The sequence below is a fragment of the Hydrogenophaga sp. RWCD_12 genome, assembly GCF_046604225.1.
Taxonomy (GTDB): Bacteria; Pseudomonadota; Gammaproteobacteria; order Burkholderiales; family Burkholderiaceae_C; genus Hydrogenophaga.
This window is the reverse complement of the sequence record NZ_JBKIXC010000001.1, coordinates 1,265,091-1,282,166: the sequence shown is the minus strand read 5'-3', so window position 1 is coordinate 1,282,166 and position 17,076 is coordinate 1,265,091. Positions and strand designations below refer to the sequence as shown.

Below are 17,076 nucleotides of genomic sequence, written 5' to 3'. Positions count from 1 at the left end.
AAGACTGCTGTGACTGAACAACAAACTGTGAATGAAGGCGAGAGAGCATGAGCGAAACACAGCGGCCTCTGCAGCCTGGAGCCAACGTTCGGCATATACGCCATGGTATCGGTCTGGTCATGCTGACCGACCGCGACACCGCAGTTGTCAGATTCACCCACGGAATCGAGCAAGTTCTTTCGTCGGAACTGCTGGTCATCACGTCGCTTGACGATGCCATCCGAACTCAGGAAACAGCACCCTCTCTGGAGGTTGCACTGCGGGTTCAGGCTGCTGCGATCCGGTCGGTGAACGATGCCTGGGGCGTCTTCACCAGGTCGCGGATATCACTCCTGCCTCACCAGCTTTGGGTCTGTCACCGCGCGCTCAAGACCTGGCCGATCCGGTTGCTCATTGCGGACGATGTTGGCATGGGGAAGACCATCGAAGCAGGCTTGATCCTGTGGCCGCTGCTGGCAAACCGTACCGTTCAGAGACTCCTGATACTTGCCCCGGCCAAACTGGTTGAGCAATGGCAGCAGCGCCTTAAGAAGATGTTCGATATTCGAGCTGCTGTCTATCACCCTGACCTGGATACCAAGAAGTCGGACTTCTGGGGTATCCATCAGATCGTCATCGCGTCGCTGCCTACCCTGAGGGCAGACCACAAAGGCAGGCACGAACGCCTGCTGGAGGCGCCCCAGTGGGACATGCTCATCGTCGACGAGGCCCATCACCTGAATGCAGAGGAGGGGGCAACGAAGACCCAGGGTTTTGAGCTTGTCGAGAAGCTGCGGGCGGCGGGCAAGACGCCATCCTGTGTGCTTTTCAGCGGCACACCGCACCGGGGCAAGGCCTACGGCTTCTGGTCACTGATGGGGCTGCTGGATCCTCAGGTGTTTGGACCTAAGCGGAACGAAGGCGCCATGCTCGGTGCATTGCCGCGGTTCCTGATCCGCAATGCAAAGCAGAAGGCGACTGACATGAAGGGCAACCGGCTCTTCATGCCGATTGAGCAGTACCCGGAGACATTCACGTACTCGCCGGAGGAGGAGTCGTTCTACGAACTGATGTCCAGCTTCATCATGGCCGGCAAGGCCTATGCATCGAGCTTGGGAAAGGTCGAGGGCGGCCAGGTCATGCTGGTGTTGATTGCGCTGCAGAAGCTTGCATCGAGTTCTGTTGCCGCAGTCTTGGCTGCTCTCGAGACCCGGCGCGGCCGGCTGGTTTCACTGGCCGCCAAGACGAGGGCTGAACTGGAGAGCCAAACTGACGACCCTACTACGGACGAGGGCGTGCGAGTGTTCGAGGAGTGGCTTCGTGACGAGAAGCGCAGTCGGATCCAGCTGATGGAAGACGAGGGGCGTCACCTGGATGACTTGCTGGCTTCTGGCCGGGTAGTCCTGAGCGAGACTAGGGTGGTCAGGGTCATGGAAGTCATCAGCAGCCGGTTCGCGGATCAACCCGTCCTGCTCTTCTCCGAGTACAAGCGAACGCAGGCACTGGTTGTCTCTGCCCTGATGGAACGTTTCGGCAGCGAGTCTGTCGGGTTCATCAATGGCGACAACAGGCTGGACGCTGTCCGGCATCCCGATGGCCGCCTCATCGCACTGTCCGCTCGGCGTGAGGACACCTGCGACGCCTTCAATGCCGGGCGGCTGAGGTTTCTTGTGTCGACAGAAGCCGGCGGTGAGGGTATCGACCTTCAGGAGCGCTGCAGTGCGCTGATCCACGTCGATCTGCCATGGAATCCGATGCGCCTGCATCAACGTGTCGGTCGGTTGAACCGGTACGGCCAGACCAAGCCGGTTCGCGTCGTATCGCTACGAAATCCCGACACGGTCGAATCGATGATCTGGGCGAAGCTCGAGAGCAAGTTGAACAGCATTATGCGGGCGATCGGTTCGGCGATGGACGAGCCCGAAGACCTGATGCAACTTGTCCTCGGCATGAGCGCCGCGAACTTGTTCGATGGGCTGTTCAGCGGGGCGGTTGGGGTCGGGCGAGAGCGGTTGGGCGAGTGGTTCGACCTCAACAGTGGCACTCTCGGCGGAGAGGCTGCGATCAAGGCTGTCCAGGATTTGGTGGGCCACGCACAGAGCTTCGATCTGTCCGACCTGAAGGACGTGCCACCGTTGGACCTTCCCGATCTGCTCCCGTTTTTCGAGAATTGCTTGGTATTCAACCGACGGCGGCCAAAGGTCGAGGGCTTGGCCCTTTCATTTAAAACGCCCGAAGAGTGGCTGACCACGCTTGCCATCAAGAAGTCGTACGAGAACCTTGTCTTCGATCGCAAGGCCAGCCCGAGTGAGGGCGAACTGATGGGCGTCGGCCATCCGCTGATGGAAAAGGCGCTTCACCAGTCAGAACGCATGCTGGGCTCGTTCTGCTTGGTTGGCGGGCTCGAGGCGCCGCTGCTCGTAGTGGAAATCTCAAGCCGGGTGACAGACATGAGCATGCCTGGAAGCCGGATTGTTGCCGCAGTCACTGCAGTCGGTGATGTATTCGAACTTCGCAAAGACTGGGAGGTACTGCGCCTGCTTCGTTCCTGCTCGCTACGACCCGATGCGGTGACACTTGGCGACTCGGCAGCGAGTGTCACCGAATGGGTCCAGTCTGCCAACGCACACGTACAAGCGAGGCTAGCCGACCTAAAGCTGCCCTTCGGGAGCCCACAAGCCAAGACGCTAGCCGTCTTCTGGCCAAGCTGACGGCAGACTCGTCCTGGCTGGGCAGCCTCGAATCCCGCTGCTTCTTCGCATAGAACATCTAGGCCAGATGCACCACGAGCGTGTCATGCAAAGTTCGTGGTTCCTATCGGCTGGGGAGTGGTGGCATGGGACCATGCCAAGGCTCCCAAGTCCAGTTAGGCTGCTTGTCGGCTGCCGGTGAGCTTTCGAGCCTTAACTCCGATACCTCGTCGGTCACGCTGCTCTGTGCGATGAACAGGGGGACGGGTGAGTCTGGCGTGTCAGTCAGAATCGCACTGGCAATCCATTGTTCTTGCGGAAGGTTGTAGCGAAGGACTTTGATGAACGTTCGACCGTCTCGCTTCAGACGTTCAACAAGCTCCATGTCATAGCCATCCTTCATAGGCAACCACTGCCGAGTCACGGGCATCAGGCACAACTCGTGGATCGACGCAACACCGACACCGTTCACGCCGAAGGTGGCGATCATCACCATGTGTATGTTGTCGCTGGCACCCCACAGCGCCAGTTCGGCCTCGAAGCGCCGGACGAGTCGCCTGTAGAGCTGCTCATCGATCGCCAAGGCCTGATCAGGCATGTGCTTCACGATTGCCTTGAAGCCGTAGCGTGCTGGCAAGAACTCCTTGACCTCGCAGATCAGCAACATCAGCTGCTGCGCCTTCCCGGGGGCCGGCACGGCGCTCCCCCACCGAGCGAGGCGGCGGGCGTTGATAGCGTCGCGCTCGTCTATCGAGAACGGTTCCGGCACGTAGAGCCGAGCGCGCAGGGCACCGCCGCGAGCGAGCTTGTGCTCCGCTGCGTGGAGCAGGTGCCTTCGTACCGTGGCCCAGGTTCGCTTCCCGGCGAAGCCGGGATGCCAGCGTGTCAGCTCGGCCTGGTCCCACAAGTAGTGCAGCAGGCCGCGCAAAGACAGCCTGGTGCCATCACTGGTGGCGCTGTCGCTGTCACCGCTCGCGGGCGGCAATTGCGACCGGCCTGGCATCTTGGTCAGCGGGAAGTCCAGCTTGAGCGTCGTCTCGCCGGTGGCCGGGTCTTCGGCGATCGCGCTGCCCAGCACCAGCCCCAGGCCGGAGAATTCGGCCGGCGGTTCGTAGGACGGGCAGTCGGGCGCGTGGTGGCTTCCCGTGTCAGGCATGCGCTTTACGATGTAGCCATCGCTCAGGCGCGCCACGTACATCTCGACGCCTTCGACCAGGCACATGCAGCGGGGTCGCTGATGGGCCGCATGGGCGTCGGCGATGGCATCTGCGAACCCTCGCGCTCCGACCTTGAAGCGCCGGCCGGCGATCTCGTAGATCGCGGCCGGTGCCGTGATGCCCTGGGCCGAAGTCTCCACGGATGTGGCCTCATCGCACGGGCGCCACAGCGGCGCGGTCGCGCGAGCGCTGCATCTCGGGCGTGGGGACGACGACGGGCCGCAGCGACTGCGCGGCCTTGTCGTAGACCTTGACCTTGGGCACCTGGCCGTCGCGGATGCGCTGGGCCAGCTTCTCGGTCGCGGCGGCCATCACGGCGGCACGCTGCTTCTCCGGCACCTTCTTGGCGACGAGCACCGCCTCGATGGCGGCGAGCACGGCCCTGCGGCCGCCGCGGGCGGACGACTTCTCGGCTGGTGCTGCCGCTGCACCGCTGATCGCATCCCGGGCCGGTTCGATGCGGTTGACCTGGCGCGCCTCGCGCTCGCGCTTGAGGACCTCCAGGTCACCGGGGTTCGGTTCGTAGCCCAGGGTCTTCACGCCGCGCACGGAGGCCTCGAGCCAGACCATGCGCTTGAAGTCCTCGTTGCCCGAGACGCGCAGCGCCTTCCAATTGCGCGCCTCGGCCACGTCGACCATCGAGCGTGCGACCGAGGGGCTGTTGGTGTCGGTGGCCAGCCGGAAGGTGGATTCGGTGAATGCCACGCGTGACGTGTCGCCACGGAACCGGTATTCCGTGAGGCCGATGCTGACGTCACCCAGGGTGACCGGCGCGCGCTTGATGATGTAGCGATCGTTCAGGGACGCCTCCACTCGGGCCACGAGGGCTCCGCGTTCGGCCTGTGCGTTCATCCGAACGGTTTCTCGTAGCGCTGAGTGGTCTGACGTTTCGACGTGTTTTTCTTTGGCTGGAGGAGGGATGGCGTTCGAGTCAGCCTTTGGGTGGGTGGGACCTGTTTGTGCGTCCCGCGTTGGCTCGCGTTGCCACTGTCCATCGATCTTGTGAACGAAGGACTTCTGTCCCCTTGCATCAAGGACGACAAAGCGGTTCGCGCCCAGTTGGTCGGCTTTGGCCAAAATGTCCTGGTAGCGGTCGCTGCGGTAGGTGAGGTCGGCAAAAGGGTCGCGCAGCTCAAACCGTTCACCAGGATCCGGTTCCGGTGTCTGGAAGGTTCGGATGGCGATCCGTGCCCGATCAGCGGGTTCCACCGTGCCGCCCAGGGACGCATTGGCATCCGATGCAGATCGACTCACACGGTTGGCTGGCGCAGATTTCTCGTCCATGGGTTTCTCCTTGATCGGTGGTTGCACAGGGCAGGGTCAGGACTGCGGAGGCGCAGACACCTGAGGGGACAACGGGAGAACCCGATAGATCTCAATCTCGACGCGGCGGTTGAGGTTTCTGCCTCGCGCGCTGCTGTTGTCGGCCAGGTGGTCGCCGCTGGGCTGGTGCGTGGTGCGAATCCGGGAGGGGGCCACCCCGGACGCGACCAGATAGTCGCGGACCGCATCGGCTCTGGCCTGCGCGATGCGGCTTTCCGCAGATGAGTCGCTGGTGCCGTCTGTGCGGCCCCTGAGGACAACCAACGGGGCGGCTTTGGCTTCTTCCACCAAGGCCGTTGCCTCTTCCGAAGGAATCAACACCCGGGTGCTGTTGAAGCCGAAATGGACGATGCGCACGCTGTTGGCCACCGATTTCTCCTGAATCGATGTCATCAGCTGCTGCCGTGCGGCCATGTGCGCCAGGGTGGCAGCCGTGGTTTCAGCCAAGCGACTGGATTCGGTCGCCAGGATTCGGGTGTTCTGCAGGTCGTTCTTGCAGACTTGCAGCTCGATGGCCGTTTGCGAGTTGACTGGTCGTTTCTGCGATTCTTCCACGGAGGGCGGCTTGGGGGGCGAGCTGCAGGCAGTGAGCAGAACAAACAATGGTGCGGTGAATGCGATGTAGGCGCGCATGGTGGTGCTCCAGGTTTCAGGTGATGTCGCCGCGTTCGACTTCGTTGGGCTTGGTGATCAGCACCCCGTCCTCGTCGGGCAGGGGTTCGATTGCGCCGCCGGGTGCGCCCTCGCCAGGCTTCGGACCCACGAGGAAATCCAGGACGGACTCAGCGACGTCCTCGGCCGGCCCTTCTTGCAGAGCCGGTAGCTGGCCTATGTCGTAGGCCAGTTGCTCAATGTCCAGGCCATCGCACGGTCCAAGTTCGTCGTCGGCATAGCGCCAACGCTGCTGCACTTTCGCCAGGTGAAGGTCAGTGTTCATCCGGGGCACCACTGGGGCAGGCAAGAGGCGAGCCCTGAACACTTCGTCTCGGTGGTAGCGGATCTTTTCGCCAAGGATCGGTTTGCAGTTCTCGCAGATCACCACCAGCCGTTCGGAGCCCAGCTCCTTGAACTCCTGAGGCAGGAGCAGGGATCTGCGTTGCTCGCTCTCGTTGCGGCTGACCGAGCTGTGGCCGTGCCCGCTGAAAGAGCGACTGCGTCCACGGGTGGTGACCCGCTCCGTGAAGTGACCCAACATGGCGCTGTACTCGTCGGCGTCGCGCTGTTCGCGCGGTGCGAAGAGGATCTGAAGTCCATGGTTGGTGGCGAAGGTGCGGGCTTCCTTGTCCCCGTAGACAGCGTCCAGCTGCGACATGGCCTGTACCACCGTGAGCAGGCGCAGGTTGTAGCCGGCCAGGAATGCGGCAGAGTGGGTGATGACCCCCACGCGGCCCATGGCTGTGAACTCGTCGTTGACCAGCAGGCACTGGTACTTGAGTGATGTGTCGTGCTCTGGCAGGTGCTGCGTGTTGAGGCTGACAAGCTGGGAGAAGAACAGGGTGAGCAGCGGCCGGGCATTGGCCAGACGGTGCGGCGGGATACGCACATAGACCGACATGCGTTGGCGCCGCAAGTCTTCAAGCCGAAAGTCGTCGGCGCTGGTGGCCGCGTCAACAACTGTGTCGGCAAATATCGTCAAAGGCGCGTGGAAGGTGGCTACCACGCTGGCCAGGGTGTTCTCCGAATTGCCCAGCAGGCGCCGTAAGGCGTCGGTGCATTCGTCTGAAAGGGGTTTGCCCGACCTGACACGCTGTGTGATCAGCTGGTTCAAGTGGTCCTTCAGCGGCTGCCCTTGTCCGGACGACTGGCGGAGCATTTCGCCGATAGTGCTCGGTAGCTCGGGTGTTTCGAGCAACAGCAAACCCAAACCCAGGAAGAGATTTCGGGCCATGTCGTTGAAAAAGGCCTCAGACGAGGTGCCGCTGCCGTCGTTAGGGAAGAACACCTGCCCGATGCCCAGCAGGTCCCCCACACGGTGCAGGGGGCTAGTGCGCACGGCAGTGAGCGGGTTCCAGCGGTGGCTGCGGGCTTGTTCGTCGAAAGGGGAAAAGGCGAAGACTGCCTGGCCGCGGGCGGCGCGGTAGCCTGCAGTGATGGCATGGTTCTCACCCTTGATGTCGAGCACCACCACGGAGTCCGGCCAGTTAAGTAGGTTCGGGATCACCACCCCCACGCCTTTTCCACTGCGGGTGGGGGCGGACAACATGACGGACAGCTGGCCGGGCAGAGCCAGGAACTGGCCACGGAAGCGCCCGATCAGAACGCTCGGGGTGTTGGTGTTCTGGTCGGTCAGCAAGAGTCCGGCACGCTTGACTTCAGCGGCTGAGGCGAAGCGAGCGTCGCCATGCAAGGCCCGGCGGGGGCGACTGGCAGCGTACAAGGCGCCTGGGAAAACGATCAGCGTGGCAAAGCCAGCCATGCCAATGGCCGTGACCAACCGCTGCCGAAGCACCGGCACATCGGCATACAGCTGCCAGTAGGCGAGGATGCTGTTCCAGCCAGCAAGCCTGGGGTTTGCCTTGCTGAAGACCAGGAAGAGCACGGCCGACAGGTACAGCGCGGCTACGACCAATGCAGCAAAGCCGATGACTGTGAAAATGCCAGCCGCTGCTTTGCGCGCGGTCGACCACGATGCCATGGGCAGCGCCATAACGGTGCTCATGTCTGCGACCCGTCAAACAGACTGGCTTGCGCATCAGGTGCACCCCCCAGGCTGTTGTCGTCGATGGCAAAGCGTTTGCGGCGCGGTTCGTAGGCGATCTCGGAAATAAAGCGGCCCCGTTCGTCACGACCGAACTGGACGATGACATCGATCACGATGTCCAGGAGGCCCTTGATTTCGTCCAGACGCAAACCGCCACCGGCACCGCTTTCGCGGATCATGAGCGACATCTGCTCCAGCGCCAGGGCACAGCTGCCCGCGTGCACGCTGGTGATGCTGCCGGGGTGGCCGGAAGCTGCCAAGCGGATGAAGGAGAAGCACTCCTCACCGCGCAACTCGGCTAGGAAGATGCGGTCGGGCTTCATGCGCAAGCAGGCCTCCAGCAGGGACTTGGCCGTGACGCGTGCCGTGCCTTGGGCGTCCTTGCTGTAGTACAGGTGCACCACGTTCGGGTGGTTGGGCAGGGTGAGTTCGGCGGTGTCCTGGATGGTGATCAGGCGTTCGTGTTTCGGTACCTCTTCAACCAGACCTTTCATGAAGGTGGTCTTGCCCGAACCGGTCTTGCCGCTGATCACGATGGTCTGGTGCTTCTGCACCGCGAGGCGCAGAAACTCCGCGTACCGACCCGCTGCATTCAACGCTAACAACTGCCTTTCAAAGGGCTGAAGGCCGTCGTCATCGACGTCCGGTGCTGCGCGATTGCCGATACGGTTGAACAGGCCATCGCGGTCGAAGTCGTCCAAGCGCTTGATCAGCTCCGACGGTTTGCGAACCGTAATCGACATGGTGCCGCGCGTCACGGCCGGCGGTATGACGAACTGGATGCGCTCGCCGCTGGGCAGCGTGGCTGAGAGCAGCGGGCGTTCCTGGTTGATCTGCTGGTCGCAGTAGGTGGCCACGGCCGTGGCCAGCGACAGGCAGCGTTCCTGCGTCATCGCGGGCGCTTCCACGCGCTGCCAGCCGTGCACGGTTTCCACCTGCAATTCGCCGGGGCGGTTCACACACACCTCCAGCACCCCCGGAGCGTCCAGTTGTTCGCGCAGCGGGCGCAGGAACTCGACCACCGAGGTGGCGTCGCCACACCAGCCATCCGGTTGGGCGTCATCGGTGAAGGGCAGGGCGTTCATCGCTCGACCGGTTGCAGTGCGTAGACCGACGAGAAATCCACATCGCGGGCCACGTAGATGCCCACCATGCCGCCTTGGTTCTGGTAAATCAGCGGTGGGATGTTGATGGTGCGATCCAGCACCTTTTCCGCCAGCTTGCTGGTGTTCTCGGTGGTGGAGGGCAGGACGATGGTGTCCGCTTCACGGTCCTGCATCTGGTTCTGGATCACCAGCTTGACCGAGTCGTCGATCAGGGAGAGCAGCATCGCGGCGCCGATGCGGTCCCCCCACCGGTTGTCCACATGGCCATCGATGCCCGACTCGCCCAGTTGCCCCGTGCCCGGCGACTCAACATCTACCGTGACGCCGTGTGGTGTGCGGATGCGGGTCCACAGCACCGGTATGCGAACGGTTCCTGGCCGGACCGACGCGATGCGGTATTCGCCGTCCAGGTGCGATCCACGCTCGATCAGCAGCACTCGGCCGTTGTCGCTGTACACGTCGCGTTGCACCTGACAGCCGACCAGGCCCGAAGCGGCGCTGATGACCCGGGTCTTGAGCGCGCAGGTGAAGGCCGTGCCTTTGGGCAGGGTCAGGCTGCGGTCGCCCAGCGTGGTGGCCTTGACCCGGGGTGTGGAAGAGCCCTGCAACTCACCGCCGAACAAACCGGCCGCCCCAGAGCGCAGGGTCGAACCGATATCAGGTGAGGATGTCGGCTCGGTGACTGAAGCACCGAGACCTGCCGGCAAGGCGTTGCCCTGGGTCAGGTTGTCCAGTAGCCCCTGCAACCGGCGCTGGTAGTCCTGCAGTTGCTTGGCGGTGGATGCGGCCGGATCGTTGGGCAACTGCGAGGCGTCGCTGTTTGCGCCAGCGGCACCACCAGGCCGGGATGACACCACCAGCACCGGTGCATCGTCTGGTGAGAGGGCCTTGGGCCCGGATGGTGTGGCCGTGCCTGTGTTCCGCAACCCGATGGGGTCGGCCGCTTCTGCGGGCGTTGGAATCAACGCAGGCACGCGGGGAGTGACTGGCTGGGTCATGTCCAGCTGCCGGGTACCGGCGCCCGCGGCCGAGGGGCGGTCTCTCAGCAGCGACTTGTCCTTGTCTGCATCGCTTTTGTGGTTGATGAAGCGGTACAGGTACAGGCCACTCATGCCTGCGACCATGGTCACCACCATGCCAATGACCGAAATGTTTTTCCAGGACAGGTTGAGCGGCTGTCGGCGGGCCACGTTGGGAATGCCCGCTTCGCCCGGCAGGGGGCTGATGGTGTTGCCGCTGCCCTGCGACGTTGAATCGTCGTTTGACGCCGACGAACCTTGCGATCGTTCAGTCATGGCTGAGTTCCCGTGTTGTAGGGTGAATGGGAGGGATCGGACTTCAACACCCGCTGCACACCGGGCACGGTGGTGGAGCCTTTGGCCGGCGAGCCCTCCAGATCAAAGGCTTCGTTCCAGATTCCCACCACGGCTGATCCCGCACGCAGCATTAGGCGGCGGCTGACCCGGTCCACCACCAGGGTGTCGTCCTCCATGCGGGCGTTGACCAAGGTTTCGCTACCGTCGCCCAGCACATGGAAGACGGCGGGTACCTCGCGGTTGCCAGGGAACTTCAGGTAGGTGAACCGACCGTCGTCGTAGACCAGGGTGGGGGTGATGTCCGCCGAGTCGGCGCCTTCTGCCAATGCGTACTGGGTGTTGAGCACGGTGGGTTTGGCCGTCAGGCGCTCCGCCACGATCTGCTGGGCCGTCGGTTGAGGTGGAACCGGCGGCAGGCTCGCCAGCGCGGCCAGTTCTCTCTCCGCCAGACTGGGCGGAGCTGCTGCGGGTTTGGGTGATCGGATGGCCAGGCGGTAGACCGGGGGCTGGTGGTCACCGTCCGAGAGGACCACGAAGCGCAGTGCGTGTGATCGTCGGTCGGTGATGACCGCCAGGTTGTTGGGAGCATCGGCGGCGTTCTTGGCTTTGACATAGAGGTGACGCCCACCCGGTTGGGCGGCCACGCACCAGACGGCATCGGGCTTGGTGCAGTCGCCTCCCTGACCGACCGCCACCTCGGTGATGGCCTCTCCCTTGTCGAACTCCACCAGCGTCACCATGCCGCGCTTGACCGGGACGGTGACCACCGCGTTGGCGTCGTACATCACCTCGCGCAGGCGCGGATCGGACTTATCTCTGGGCTGAGCCGCAGAAGCCAGCATGAGAGGCATGGACAACGAAACCAGCACCAAGGGCAGCACAAGGACGTTCATGGCTTCGCTCCAGTGGTAGGGGTGTTGATCTCGGGGTCGGATCGGTAGGCCGTGACCACGAAGCCAAACGGGTTCTCAAGGCGATCCGACTCTTTGGCAAGTACCTTGGGTTGGTACTGGTAGACCACGCTGGCCACGTGCCGGGTGGTCACATCGGGCAGGTTGCGATCGGTCATGCGCACGACCTTGTCGTAGGTGACGGTGGCGTCACTCTGGTTGCCGCTGCGCCCCGATGCGCGAAGCCGAACGCCGACGATGTTGATGCGCCACTCTTCGGTGGAGCCCACCTTCTTCTGCAGTGCGCCGTCGCCTTCGAACTGCCGGTTGTATTCCGAGAACACGGCGGGCACCGCCATGCGGGCCACCTGGTCAAAGTCCCGCTGCAGGAACATCCAGCTGTAGGCCTCGCGTGAGCGCACGAAGGTGGCCAGGTTGTGCTTGTCCAGCGCCTCCATGGCGGGGATGGTTTCTTCGCTCAGTCGCTGCTGGATAGTGGTTTCACCGGTGACCCGGTCCACCACGATGGGGATCTCGACCACCTTGCGCAGCGGCCCCTGCACGAAGACCGCGGCGATGCCGATCAGGCCAATCGCGAGACCGGACGCAGCAGCGGCCCAGGCCCGGCGCTCGGAGCGCTCCAGCATCAGGGTTCGGTCGATTTCCCAGTCCAGGTTGGCTTGCAACGACGGTGTTTCAGGGGCGGTAGGGTGCGTTTTGGGCTGTTTCGGCCATGCGGCGGCCTCACCTGACAACAGGATGGCACTCATGGGGAACTCCGGTGAGGTGGTGGTTACGGCAGGAAGTCGGAGACCTTGCCGGTCCGGCCCAGCATCTGGTACTGGCGTTCGCGCTCACGGGATCGGGCGATGCGCTCCTCGCTGTCGGCCATGCCTTGCAGCATCTGGATTTGCGAAGACTCGTGCGCCAGCAGGGCGTTCTCGGCGCCGATGCGGGCTTGAATCTCTTGCACTGATTTCTGGTCGGTGGTGGCGTTGATCTGGTTCATCAGGGACTGGATCTGCTCCAGCCGCTGAGCAGCCGACTTCATGGCGTCCTGCAGCAAGCCCTTTTGCTGGTATGGCTGTGCCAGGGTGGCCTGGCATTCGGTGCGTGCGTCGCCCGTACGGTCCATGCAGTTGTAGAGCATCCCGACATCGCGCAGCACCTTGGCCGTGGCGTTGAGTCCGTCATAGCCCGAGGTGTTGATGGCGTTGAGGTAGGTGTAGGCCTCGGCCGGGATGTAGTTCTTGAGCAGCGGGTTGTTGAACACGTCGCCCAGGTTGCGCATGCCGTTGATGCTCTCGATCTGGGTCTGCAGCTGTCGGATCTGCTGGATCTGGTTGTTGATCTGGGTGATGTCGTTGATAACCTGCTGCACCGCCTGGAACAGGTTGGCGACATCGATCACGGGAATGCCGGTGGCGCGCGCGTGCGTGGCGCCCAGCGAAATCAACACGGCGGCGGCGACCTTGAGGCGGTACTTCATGGGGTGCTCCTTGGCAAGTGGACGATCAGGACCGGCCGCGCAGGGCGGCGAGTCGGTATGCCGCAGACCGTGCGGCTCCGTAGCCCCTGCGGGCCATGTTTCCGGCGTAACGGCCCGTGGCTGCAGCCGCAGCACCTGCCGTGGCAGCTGCGCCGGAACCTGAACGGATCACGCCCCCGGCGCCTGTACCGCCGGCGGCCGAGCGGGCGGAAGAGGCGGAGCGCAAGCCCGACACCATCACGGCGTTCTGGATCATCTGCACGCCTTGCTGGATGGCGGCGCCCCCCGTCAGGGCCGAGGCGAGGCTGGGCGCCTGGAAGCAGAGGATGGCCATGAGGATCATGAGCACACAGTAGCGGGTGGCCTCGCCCAGCACGTTGAAGGTGCTGCCGAGGAAGCCGCCGCCGTCGTTGATGGCCTTGAACATGGCGGCGCCCATGTAGGCGCTCAAACCCAGCGCAAAGAAGGCGAACCAGGTGAGCACCACGGCGTTGAGCAGCATCGACAACCAGCTGTCGAAGAAGCGTGCGGTGGGGCGCCAGGCCAGGCACAGGATGAACAGTGGCCCGATAGCGATCACGAAGGTCAGGAACAGCTTGGCCAGCGTGACGACGAAGAGCGCGATGCAGAGGAAGAAGACGGTGCCGAAAGAGAAGATGCCCCCGGCCAGCAGCAGGTCCAGCCGCAGCACGCCGGCCTCTTTCATGATGTCGGCCACCTGGGCGCTGGCGTCGTCGTTGAACTTGTCGAGCAGGGCGTAGGGCGAACTGATCGTGGCGGGGTCAACACCCGAAGGCAGGAAGGTGCTGGCCACGCCCATGGCCAGACCATTGGCGGTGTCGGACACGTTGCTGATGTAGAAACCTGAGTGCAAGGCGAAGGCCAGCACCAGCCCGATCTTGAACACCTTCCAGACGAAGATGGGGACGGTTTCCGAGACCTCGTTGCGCAGCACCGCCCAGCCGTAGAGCGCCACCCACAGGGTCATCGCCGACAGTGCAATGGGCGTGATCGCCGACATGAGCGAGGACACCACCCCCAGCACGTAGGTGCTGAGGATCGCGTCGAAGTTGGAACCGACCCAGGCGAACATGGCATCGCTCCTTTATTGCACCGCCGGGTAGGGCAGGTTGGTCGGGGGCGGTGCGAAGACCTTGACGCACTTGCTGCCCAGATCGGGAAACTGGCATTGCAGCCACTGGCCTCCGGCCTTCACCACCCAGATGCGCGAGAGCTTGGTGGTGCCGTAGCTGGAGGTGCGGCAGGTGCCTTCTCGCGCATAGACCTCGGTGCATTCCATCAGGCCGTCGCGCGTCTCCACCATGTGCCAGGGGCCGGCGTGGCAACCCGCCTGCGCTGGGCAGGGTTTGGTCTTGAGGATGGGGCCAGACCTGGGCAGCGGCGCCAGCTCGACAATGCGTTCACCGCTGGTCGAGGTGCGGACCGCCTCGTTGCCTTTGACGGTCTGGGCGCTGGCGTTTGCGCTGCTCATGGCCATGGGCAGCAGTACAAGCAAGAGTTGAAACCGGTTCATGTCGCTCTCCTGGAATTGCGGGTTTTGCGATCCTGAACCTCGCGCAGCAGCACCGGAAGCCAAAGCAACGGATCGTTACCGTGTTGTTCACGAACGGTGTCCAGCAGGGCGACGTTGTCGGTGGTGGCCGACAGCACGGTCACGAAGTCCTGCAGGCCGCTGAGGTCCAACTCGCAGATGGCGCTGCTGTGTCCCTGCTTGACCAGGAAACGCCGGCCCCCCTGCGCGCCCAGGCTGCGGACGGTGCCGAACTCGGCTTCGCTGAGCCCGAAACCCTCCACGTATTCCTCTCGCACCGCTTCCGGGTTGGCCAGGAAGATCTTGGTCACGCTCTGCTCCACCATCGTGCGGCCGATGGGGTGGCGCAGCACGTCGGATGGGCTCTGGGTGTCGAAGATGCCCAGACCGTTCTGCTTGCGGATGGTCTTCTGCTTCTGTTTGGCGAAGTCGCTGAAGATTTCGTGGTCCAGCGCTTTCCAGAATTCCGAGATCACGTAGATCAGCCGCTCGCCGTTGACCAACTCTTCCATCACCTGCAGCAGGTACAGCATGACCGGCGTGCGGACCTCGGGCAGGTCTAGGAACTCGGTGGTGTCGAAGGCGATAACCGAGGCGGACTGCAGGTCCATCAGTTGATCGTTGGCCTGGTCGAACACCCAGCCCAGGGCGCCACCCTCGCACCAACGGCCCAGCCGCTCGTACAGGCTGTTCTCACCAGACTTGGGCAGGTTCTGGCGGATAGTCGAGAAGCGGCGCAGGGCGGTCGGCATCATCGCCACCGTTTTCACGGCATCTGCAATGGCGCGCTCGTCGGCCGGCAGCAGGGGCAAGGCGGGCGTGGCGATGCAGGTACGCACCAGCTGTTCCCAGAACTGGATGCGGGCAGGCGTGGGGTCGCGCTGCAGCGGGTTCAGATGCGTGGGCTTGCCGGCTTCGAGTGTGAAGTACCGGCCGTTCATGGCCCGGATGGCGATCTCGCACCCGCGGTCCAGATCGAACAACACCAGCCGGGGCGCTGGGTCCCACTTGCGCGTCAGCGTCAGCAGGAACATCTCCAGCGTCGTCTTGCCGACCCCGGTGGAGCCGATGATGATGGTGTTGCCGGGCAGCTTCTTGTCGGCCGAGTCTTCGCCGTCGGGGCTGCTGTGGAAGTTCAGATAGAACGGCTGGCCCGATGGCGTCCGCAGCAAGGCCAGCGCTTCGCCCCAAGGGTTGCCGTCCCGCTTGCCGCGCGCGAAGTTATGCCCGCTGGCCAGGGCGGCGAACGCACGGGAAGACAGCTTGGCATCGCGCGGACGCCACTGCCAGTTGCCGGGCATCTGGGCGAACCAGGCGGCATCGGCCACCAGGTCCACCGGCGACATCTGCATGCTTGACGACTCACCCACGGCGCCAATGGCCTGTGCCGCGCGGCGGCCCGCATCAGCCAGGCTGTCTTCGCCGGGGTTGCCGAACACCACCAGGCTGTAGTGGTATTCACCCATGCAGAACTGACCATCGCCCAGCTCGTTCAGCGCTTCGTCCATGTCCGCGATCTGGCTGGCCACCACGTCGTCGCTGGCAATCAGCTGATCGCGCTGCAGCTCCAGGGCGCGAGTGGCCTCGCGGCGCGGCAAGATGGAAAAGCTCTGGGTCTCGATGAACTCGCTGTCTTCGTACAGCAGGGCATTGAGGATGCCCGGTTCGACGGCGTCGGCGTATTCCTTGATGTCCACCAGGGCCGCGCAGCGACGCTGGTCGCCATTTCGCAGCTCCAGCTTGTCGCCGCCAAACGAAAGGCGGGTCGTAGGCAGGGTGCGGTGCAGCGGCCCCGTCGTGAATGGCACGGGCTTCCAGTACCCGTTGACCAGGTAGCCCAGAAACTCGGCGACTTCCGAATAGAACCTGCCCTTTTGTTCACGCACACCCAACAGCTGAGGGCCGAAGCCACGCAGCACCCGGTGCACAAATGCCGTTCGCTCTTCCATCACGCGCAAGGCTTCCGCGTGTGCCTCTTCGATGGCGGCCTTGGACCGCTGAGGCGACTGCAGTGCCCGGCTGATGCGAGAGGTGTTGGGCCGGTAGAGCAGCGTCAGGTACAGCTCATTGCTCATCATCGCCCGCTGGTTCAGGTGCGCCTGATAGGCCCGGGACAGGTCTTTGGCAAACCCGTTCTCCGTTGGGTCGGTCAGTGCGTCCTGAATCTTGCGGTGCAGCCGGTGAGTCCAGATGGCCCACTGGCCACCCGAGAGGTTGCGCAATAGGCTGCAGAGCGCTTCGTGGCGTTCCGTGACCAGGTAGTCGTCGGCACACTCGAACGCCACGCCATCGAGACGCCACACCCTCAGAAAGTCGCCGCCACGGGTGATCACGTCGTGGTCGCTGAGCAGCGACGAGAAGGGCACGAACCGCGTCAACGGGTTTTCTGCGAGCGCCTGCGACCAGTGGCGCGGCTGCGCGCCTACCGCGTTGGGGTGGCGCTTCGCGCGGCCTGACCCCTTGCCCAGTCGATCAAAGATGCCAGACATCGGAGGCTCCCCGGAAGAGGGTGGGTGAGTAGCTGCGAGCGCGCCAGAACCGACGGTTGCGGTCGTGCAGGCGTAGCTTGAGTGCGATGAAGATCTGACGAAACCGCTGGTCGTCGCGGGACGTCACCCAGCGCATCCAGAAGAGGGTGGGTACAAAGGACATCAACACTCCAAGCGCAATCCACCAGCTCACCAGAATGCCGCCCCACATCATCATCAGCATCCCGCTGCCGAAGAGCACCACCAGCGGCACCAGTGGAATGCCCAGCTTCATGGCCGGGCGGGTTGCGCCCTTGTAGATGGTTTCGGCTTGCATGGTGTGTG

The 17,076-nt window shown here is 63.5% G+C and carries 14 protein-coding genes; 1 reads left to right on the top strand and 13 read right to left on the bottom strand.

Annotated elements, in window-relative coordinates; all coding sequences use genetic code 11:
- The first annotated feature begins 47 nt into the window (after nt 1–47).
- Nucleotides 48–2,690, top strand: a complete 2,643-nt coding sequence (locus ACLIJ1_RS06045) for a DEAD/DEAH box helicase (RefSeq protein WP_411364565.1) — start codon at nt 48–50, stop codon at nt 2,688–2,690.
- A 103-nt stretch (nt 2,691–2,793) separates the two neighbouring features.
- Here the strand turns inward: ACLIJ1_RS06045 and ACLIJ1_RS06040 are convergent, their stop codons facing one another.
- From ACLIJ1_RS06040 to ACLIJ1_RS05980, 13 genes are read right to left on the bottom strand one after another with little or no spacing between them, the layout of a single operon-like run.
- Nucleotides 2,794–4,026: a DUF1173 domain-containing protein gene (locus tag ACLIJ1_RS06040; protein ID WP_411364564.1), complete on the bottom strand. Its 1,233-nt coding sequence runs from the start codon at nt 4,024–4,026 to the stop codon at nt 2,794–2,796.
- A gap of 10 nt (nt 4,027–4,036) precedes the next feature.
- Nucleotides 4,037–5,170 carry an LPD7 domain-containing protein gene (locus ACLIJ1_RS06035; RefSeq protein ID WP_411364563.1) on the bottom strand — a complete coding sequence of 378 codons (1,134 nt, stop codon included), beginning with the start codon at nt 5,168–5,170 and terminating at the stop codon, nt 4,037–4,039.
- A 36-nt stretch (nt 5,171–5,206) separates the two neighbouring features.
- The gene (locus tag ACLIJ1_RS06030) at nt 5,207–5,842 is read right to left on the bottom strand and encodes an OmpA family protein (RefSeq protein WP_411364562.1); all 636 of its coding nucleotides are present in this window, start codon (nt 5,840–5,842) and stop codon (nt 5,207–5,209) included.
- A gap of 16 nt (nt 5,843–5,858) precedes the next feature.
- Nucleotides 5,859–7,856 carry a type IV secretory system conjugative DNA transfer family protein gene (locus ACLIJ1_RS06025; protein WP_411364561.1) on the bottom strand — a complete coding sequence of 666 codons (1,998 nt, stop codon included), beginning with the start codon at nt 7,854–7,856 and terminating at the stop codon, nt 5,859–5,861.
- A gap of 8 nt (nt 7,857–7,864) precedes the next feature.
- A complete protein-coding gene (gene virB11, locus ACLIJ1_RS06020; RefSeq protein ID WP_411364560.1) occupies nt 7,865–8,995 on the bottom strand; it encodes a P-type DNA transfer ATPase VirB11 in 1,131 nt (376 codons plus the stop codon).
- On the bottom strand, nt 8,992–10,311 hold the full coding sequence (virB10, locus tag ACLIJ1_RS06015) for a type IV secretion system protein VirB10 (RefSeq protein ID WP_411364559.1): 1,320 nt from the start codon (nt 10,309–10,311) through the stop codon (nt 8,992–8,994). The genes virB11 and virB10 overlap by 4 nt, the downstream gene beginning before the upstream one ends.
- Nucleotides 10,308–11,225, bottom strand: a complete 918-nt coding sequence (locus tag ACLIJ1_RS06010; RefSeq protein ID WP_411364558.1) for a TrbG/VirB9 family P-type conjugative transfer protein — start codon at nt 11,223–11,225, stop codon at nt 10,308–10,310. The genes virB10 and ACLIJ1_RS06010 overlap by 4 nt, the downstream gene beginning before the upstream one ends.
- Nucleotides 11,222–11,992 carry a virB8 family protein gene (locus ACLIJ1_RS06005; protein WP_411364557.1) on the bottom strand — a complete coding sequence of 257 codons (771 nt, stop codon included), beginning with the start codon at nt 11,990–11,992 and terminating at the stop codon, nt 11,222–11,224. The genes ACLIJ1_RS06010 and ACLIJ1_RS06005 overlap by 4 nt, the downstream gene beginning before the upstream one ends.
- 23 nt (nt 11,993–12,015) lie before the next feature.
- Entirely contained in the window at nt 12,016–12,711 is a 696-nt protein-coding gene (locus tag ACLIJ1_RS06000; protein ID WP_411364556.1) for a type IV secretion system protein, read from the bottom strand.
- Nucleotides 12,712–12,736: 25 nt separating this feature from the next.
- A complete protein-coding gene (locus ACLIJ1_RS05995) occupies nt 12,737–13,804 on the bottom strand; it encodes a type IV secretion system protein (protein ID WP_411364555.1) in 1,068 nt (355 codons plus the stop codon).
- Between the two features lie 12 nt (nt 13,805–13,816).
- Nucleotides 13,817–14,245 (bottom strand): hypothetical protein, encoded by a 429-nt coding sequence (locus tag ACLIJ1_RS05990; protein ID WP_411364554.1) that lies wholly within the window; start codon nt 14,243–14,245, stop codon nt 13,817–13,819.
- Nucleotides 14,242–16,752, bottom strand: a complete 2,511-nt coding sequence (locus tag ACLIJ1_RS05985; protein ID WP_411364553.1) for a VirB4 family type IV secretion/conjugal transfer ATPase — start codon at nt 16,750–16,752, stop codon at nt 14,242–14,244. Before ACLIJ1_RS05985 ends, ACLIJ1_RS05990 begins: the two co-directional genes overlap by 4 nt.
- Nucleotides 16,736–17,068: a type IV secretion system protein VirB3 gene (locus ACLIJ1_RS05980; RefSeq protein WP_411364552.1), complete on the bottom strand. Its 333-nt coding sequence runs from the start codon at nt 17,066–17,068 to the stop codon at nt 16,736–16,738. Before ACLIJ1_RS05980 ends, ACLIJ1_RS05985 begins: the two co-directional genes overlap by 17 nt.
- Nucleotides 17,069–17,076 lie beyond the last annotated feature (8 nt).

Excerpts from the sequence above, each read along its gene's own strand:
- ACLIJ1_RS06045 (WP_411364565.1), top strand. The coding sequence starts at position 48 with ATGAGCGAAACACAGCGGCCTCTGCAGCCTGGAGCCAACGTTCGGCAT.
- ACLIJ1_RS06035 (WP_411364563.1), bottom strand. The coding sequence starts at position 5,170 with ATGGACGAGAAATCTGCGCCAGCCAACCGTGTGAGTCGATCTGCATCG.
- ACLIJ1_RS06030 (WP_411364562.1), bottom strand. The coding sequence starts at position 5,842 with ATGCGCGCCTACATCGCATTCACCGCACCATTGTTTGTTCTGCTCACT.
- ACLIJ1_RS06025 (WP_411364561.1), bottom strand. The coding sequence starts at position 7,856 with ATGGCGCTGCCCATGGCATCGTGGTCGACCGCGCGCAAAGCAGCGGCT.
- virB11 (WP_411364560.1), bottom strand. The coding sequence starts at position 8,995 with ATGAACGCCCTGCCCTTCACCGATGACGCCCAACCGGATGGCTGGTGT.
- virB10 (WP_411364559.1), bottom strand. The coding sequence starts at position 10,311 with ATGACTGAACGATCGCAAGGTTCGTCGGCGTCAAACGACGATTCAACG.
- ACLIJ1_RS06010 (WP_411364558.1), bottom strand. The coding sequence starts at position 11,225 with ATGAACGTCCTTGTGCTGCCCTTGGTGCTGGTTTCGTTGTCCATGCCT.
- ACLIJ1_RS06005 (WP_411364557.1), bottom strand. The coding sequence starts at position 11,992 with ATGAGTGCCATCCTGTTGTCAGGTGAGGCCGCCGCATGGCCGAAACAG.
- ACLIJ1_RS06000 (WP_411364556.1), bottom strand. The coding sequence starts at position 12,711 with ATGAAGTACCGCCTCAAGGTCGCCGCCGCCGTGTTGATTTCGCTGGGC.
- ACLIJ1_RS05995 (WP_411364555.1), bottom strand. The coding sequence starts at position 13,804 with ATGTTCGCCTGGGTCGGTTCCAACTTCGACGCGATCCTCAGCACCTAC.
- ACLIJ1_RS05990 (WP_411364554.1), bottom strand. The coding sequence starts at position 14,245 with ATGAACCGGTTTCAACTCTTGCTTGTACTGCTGCCCATGGCCATGAGC.
- ACLIJ1_RS05985 (WP_411364553.1), bottom strand. The coding sequence starts at position 16,752 with ATGTCTGGCATCTTTGATCGACTGGGCAAGGGGTCAGGCCGCGCGAAG.
- ACLIJ1_RS05980 (WP_411364552.1), bottom strand. The coding sequence starts at position 17,068 with ATGCAAGCCGAAACCATCTACAAGGGCGCAACCCGCCCGGCCATGAAG.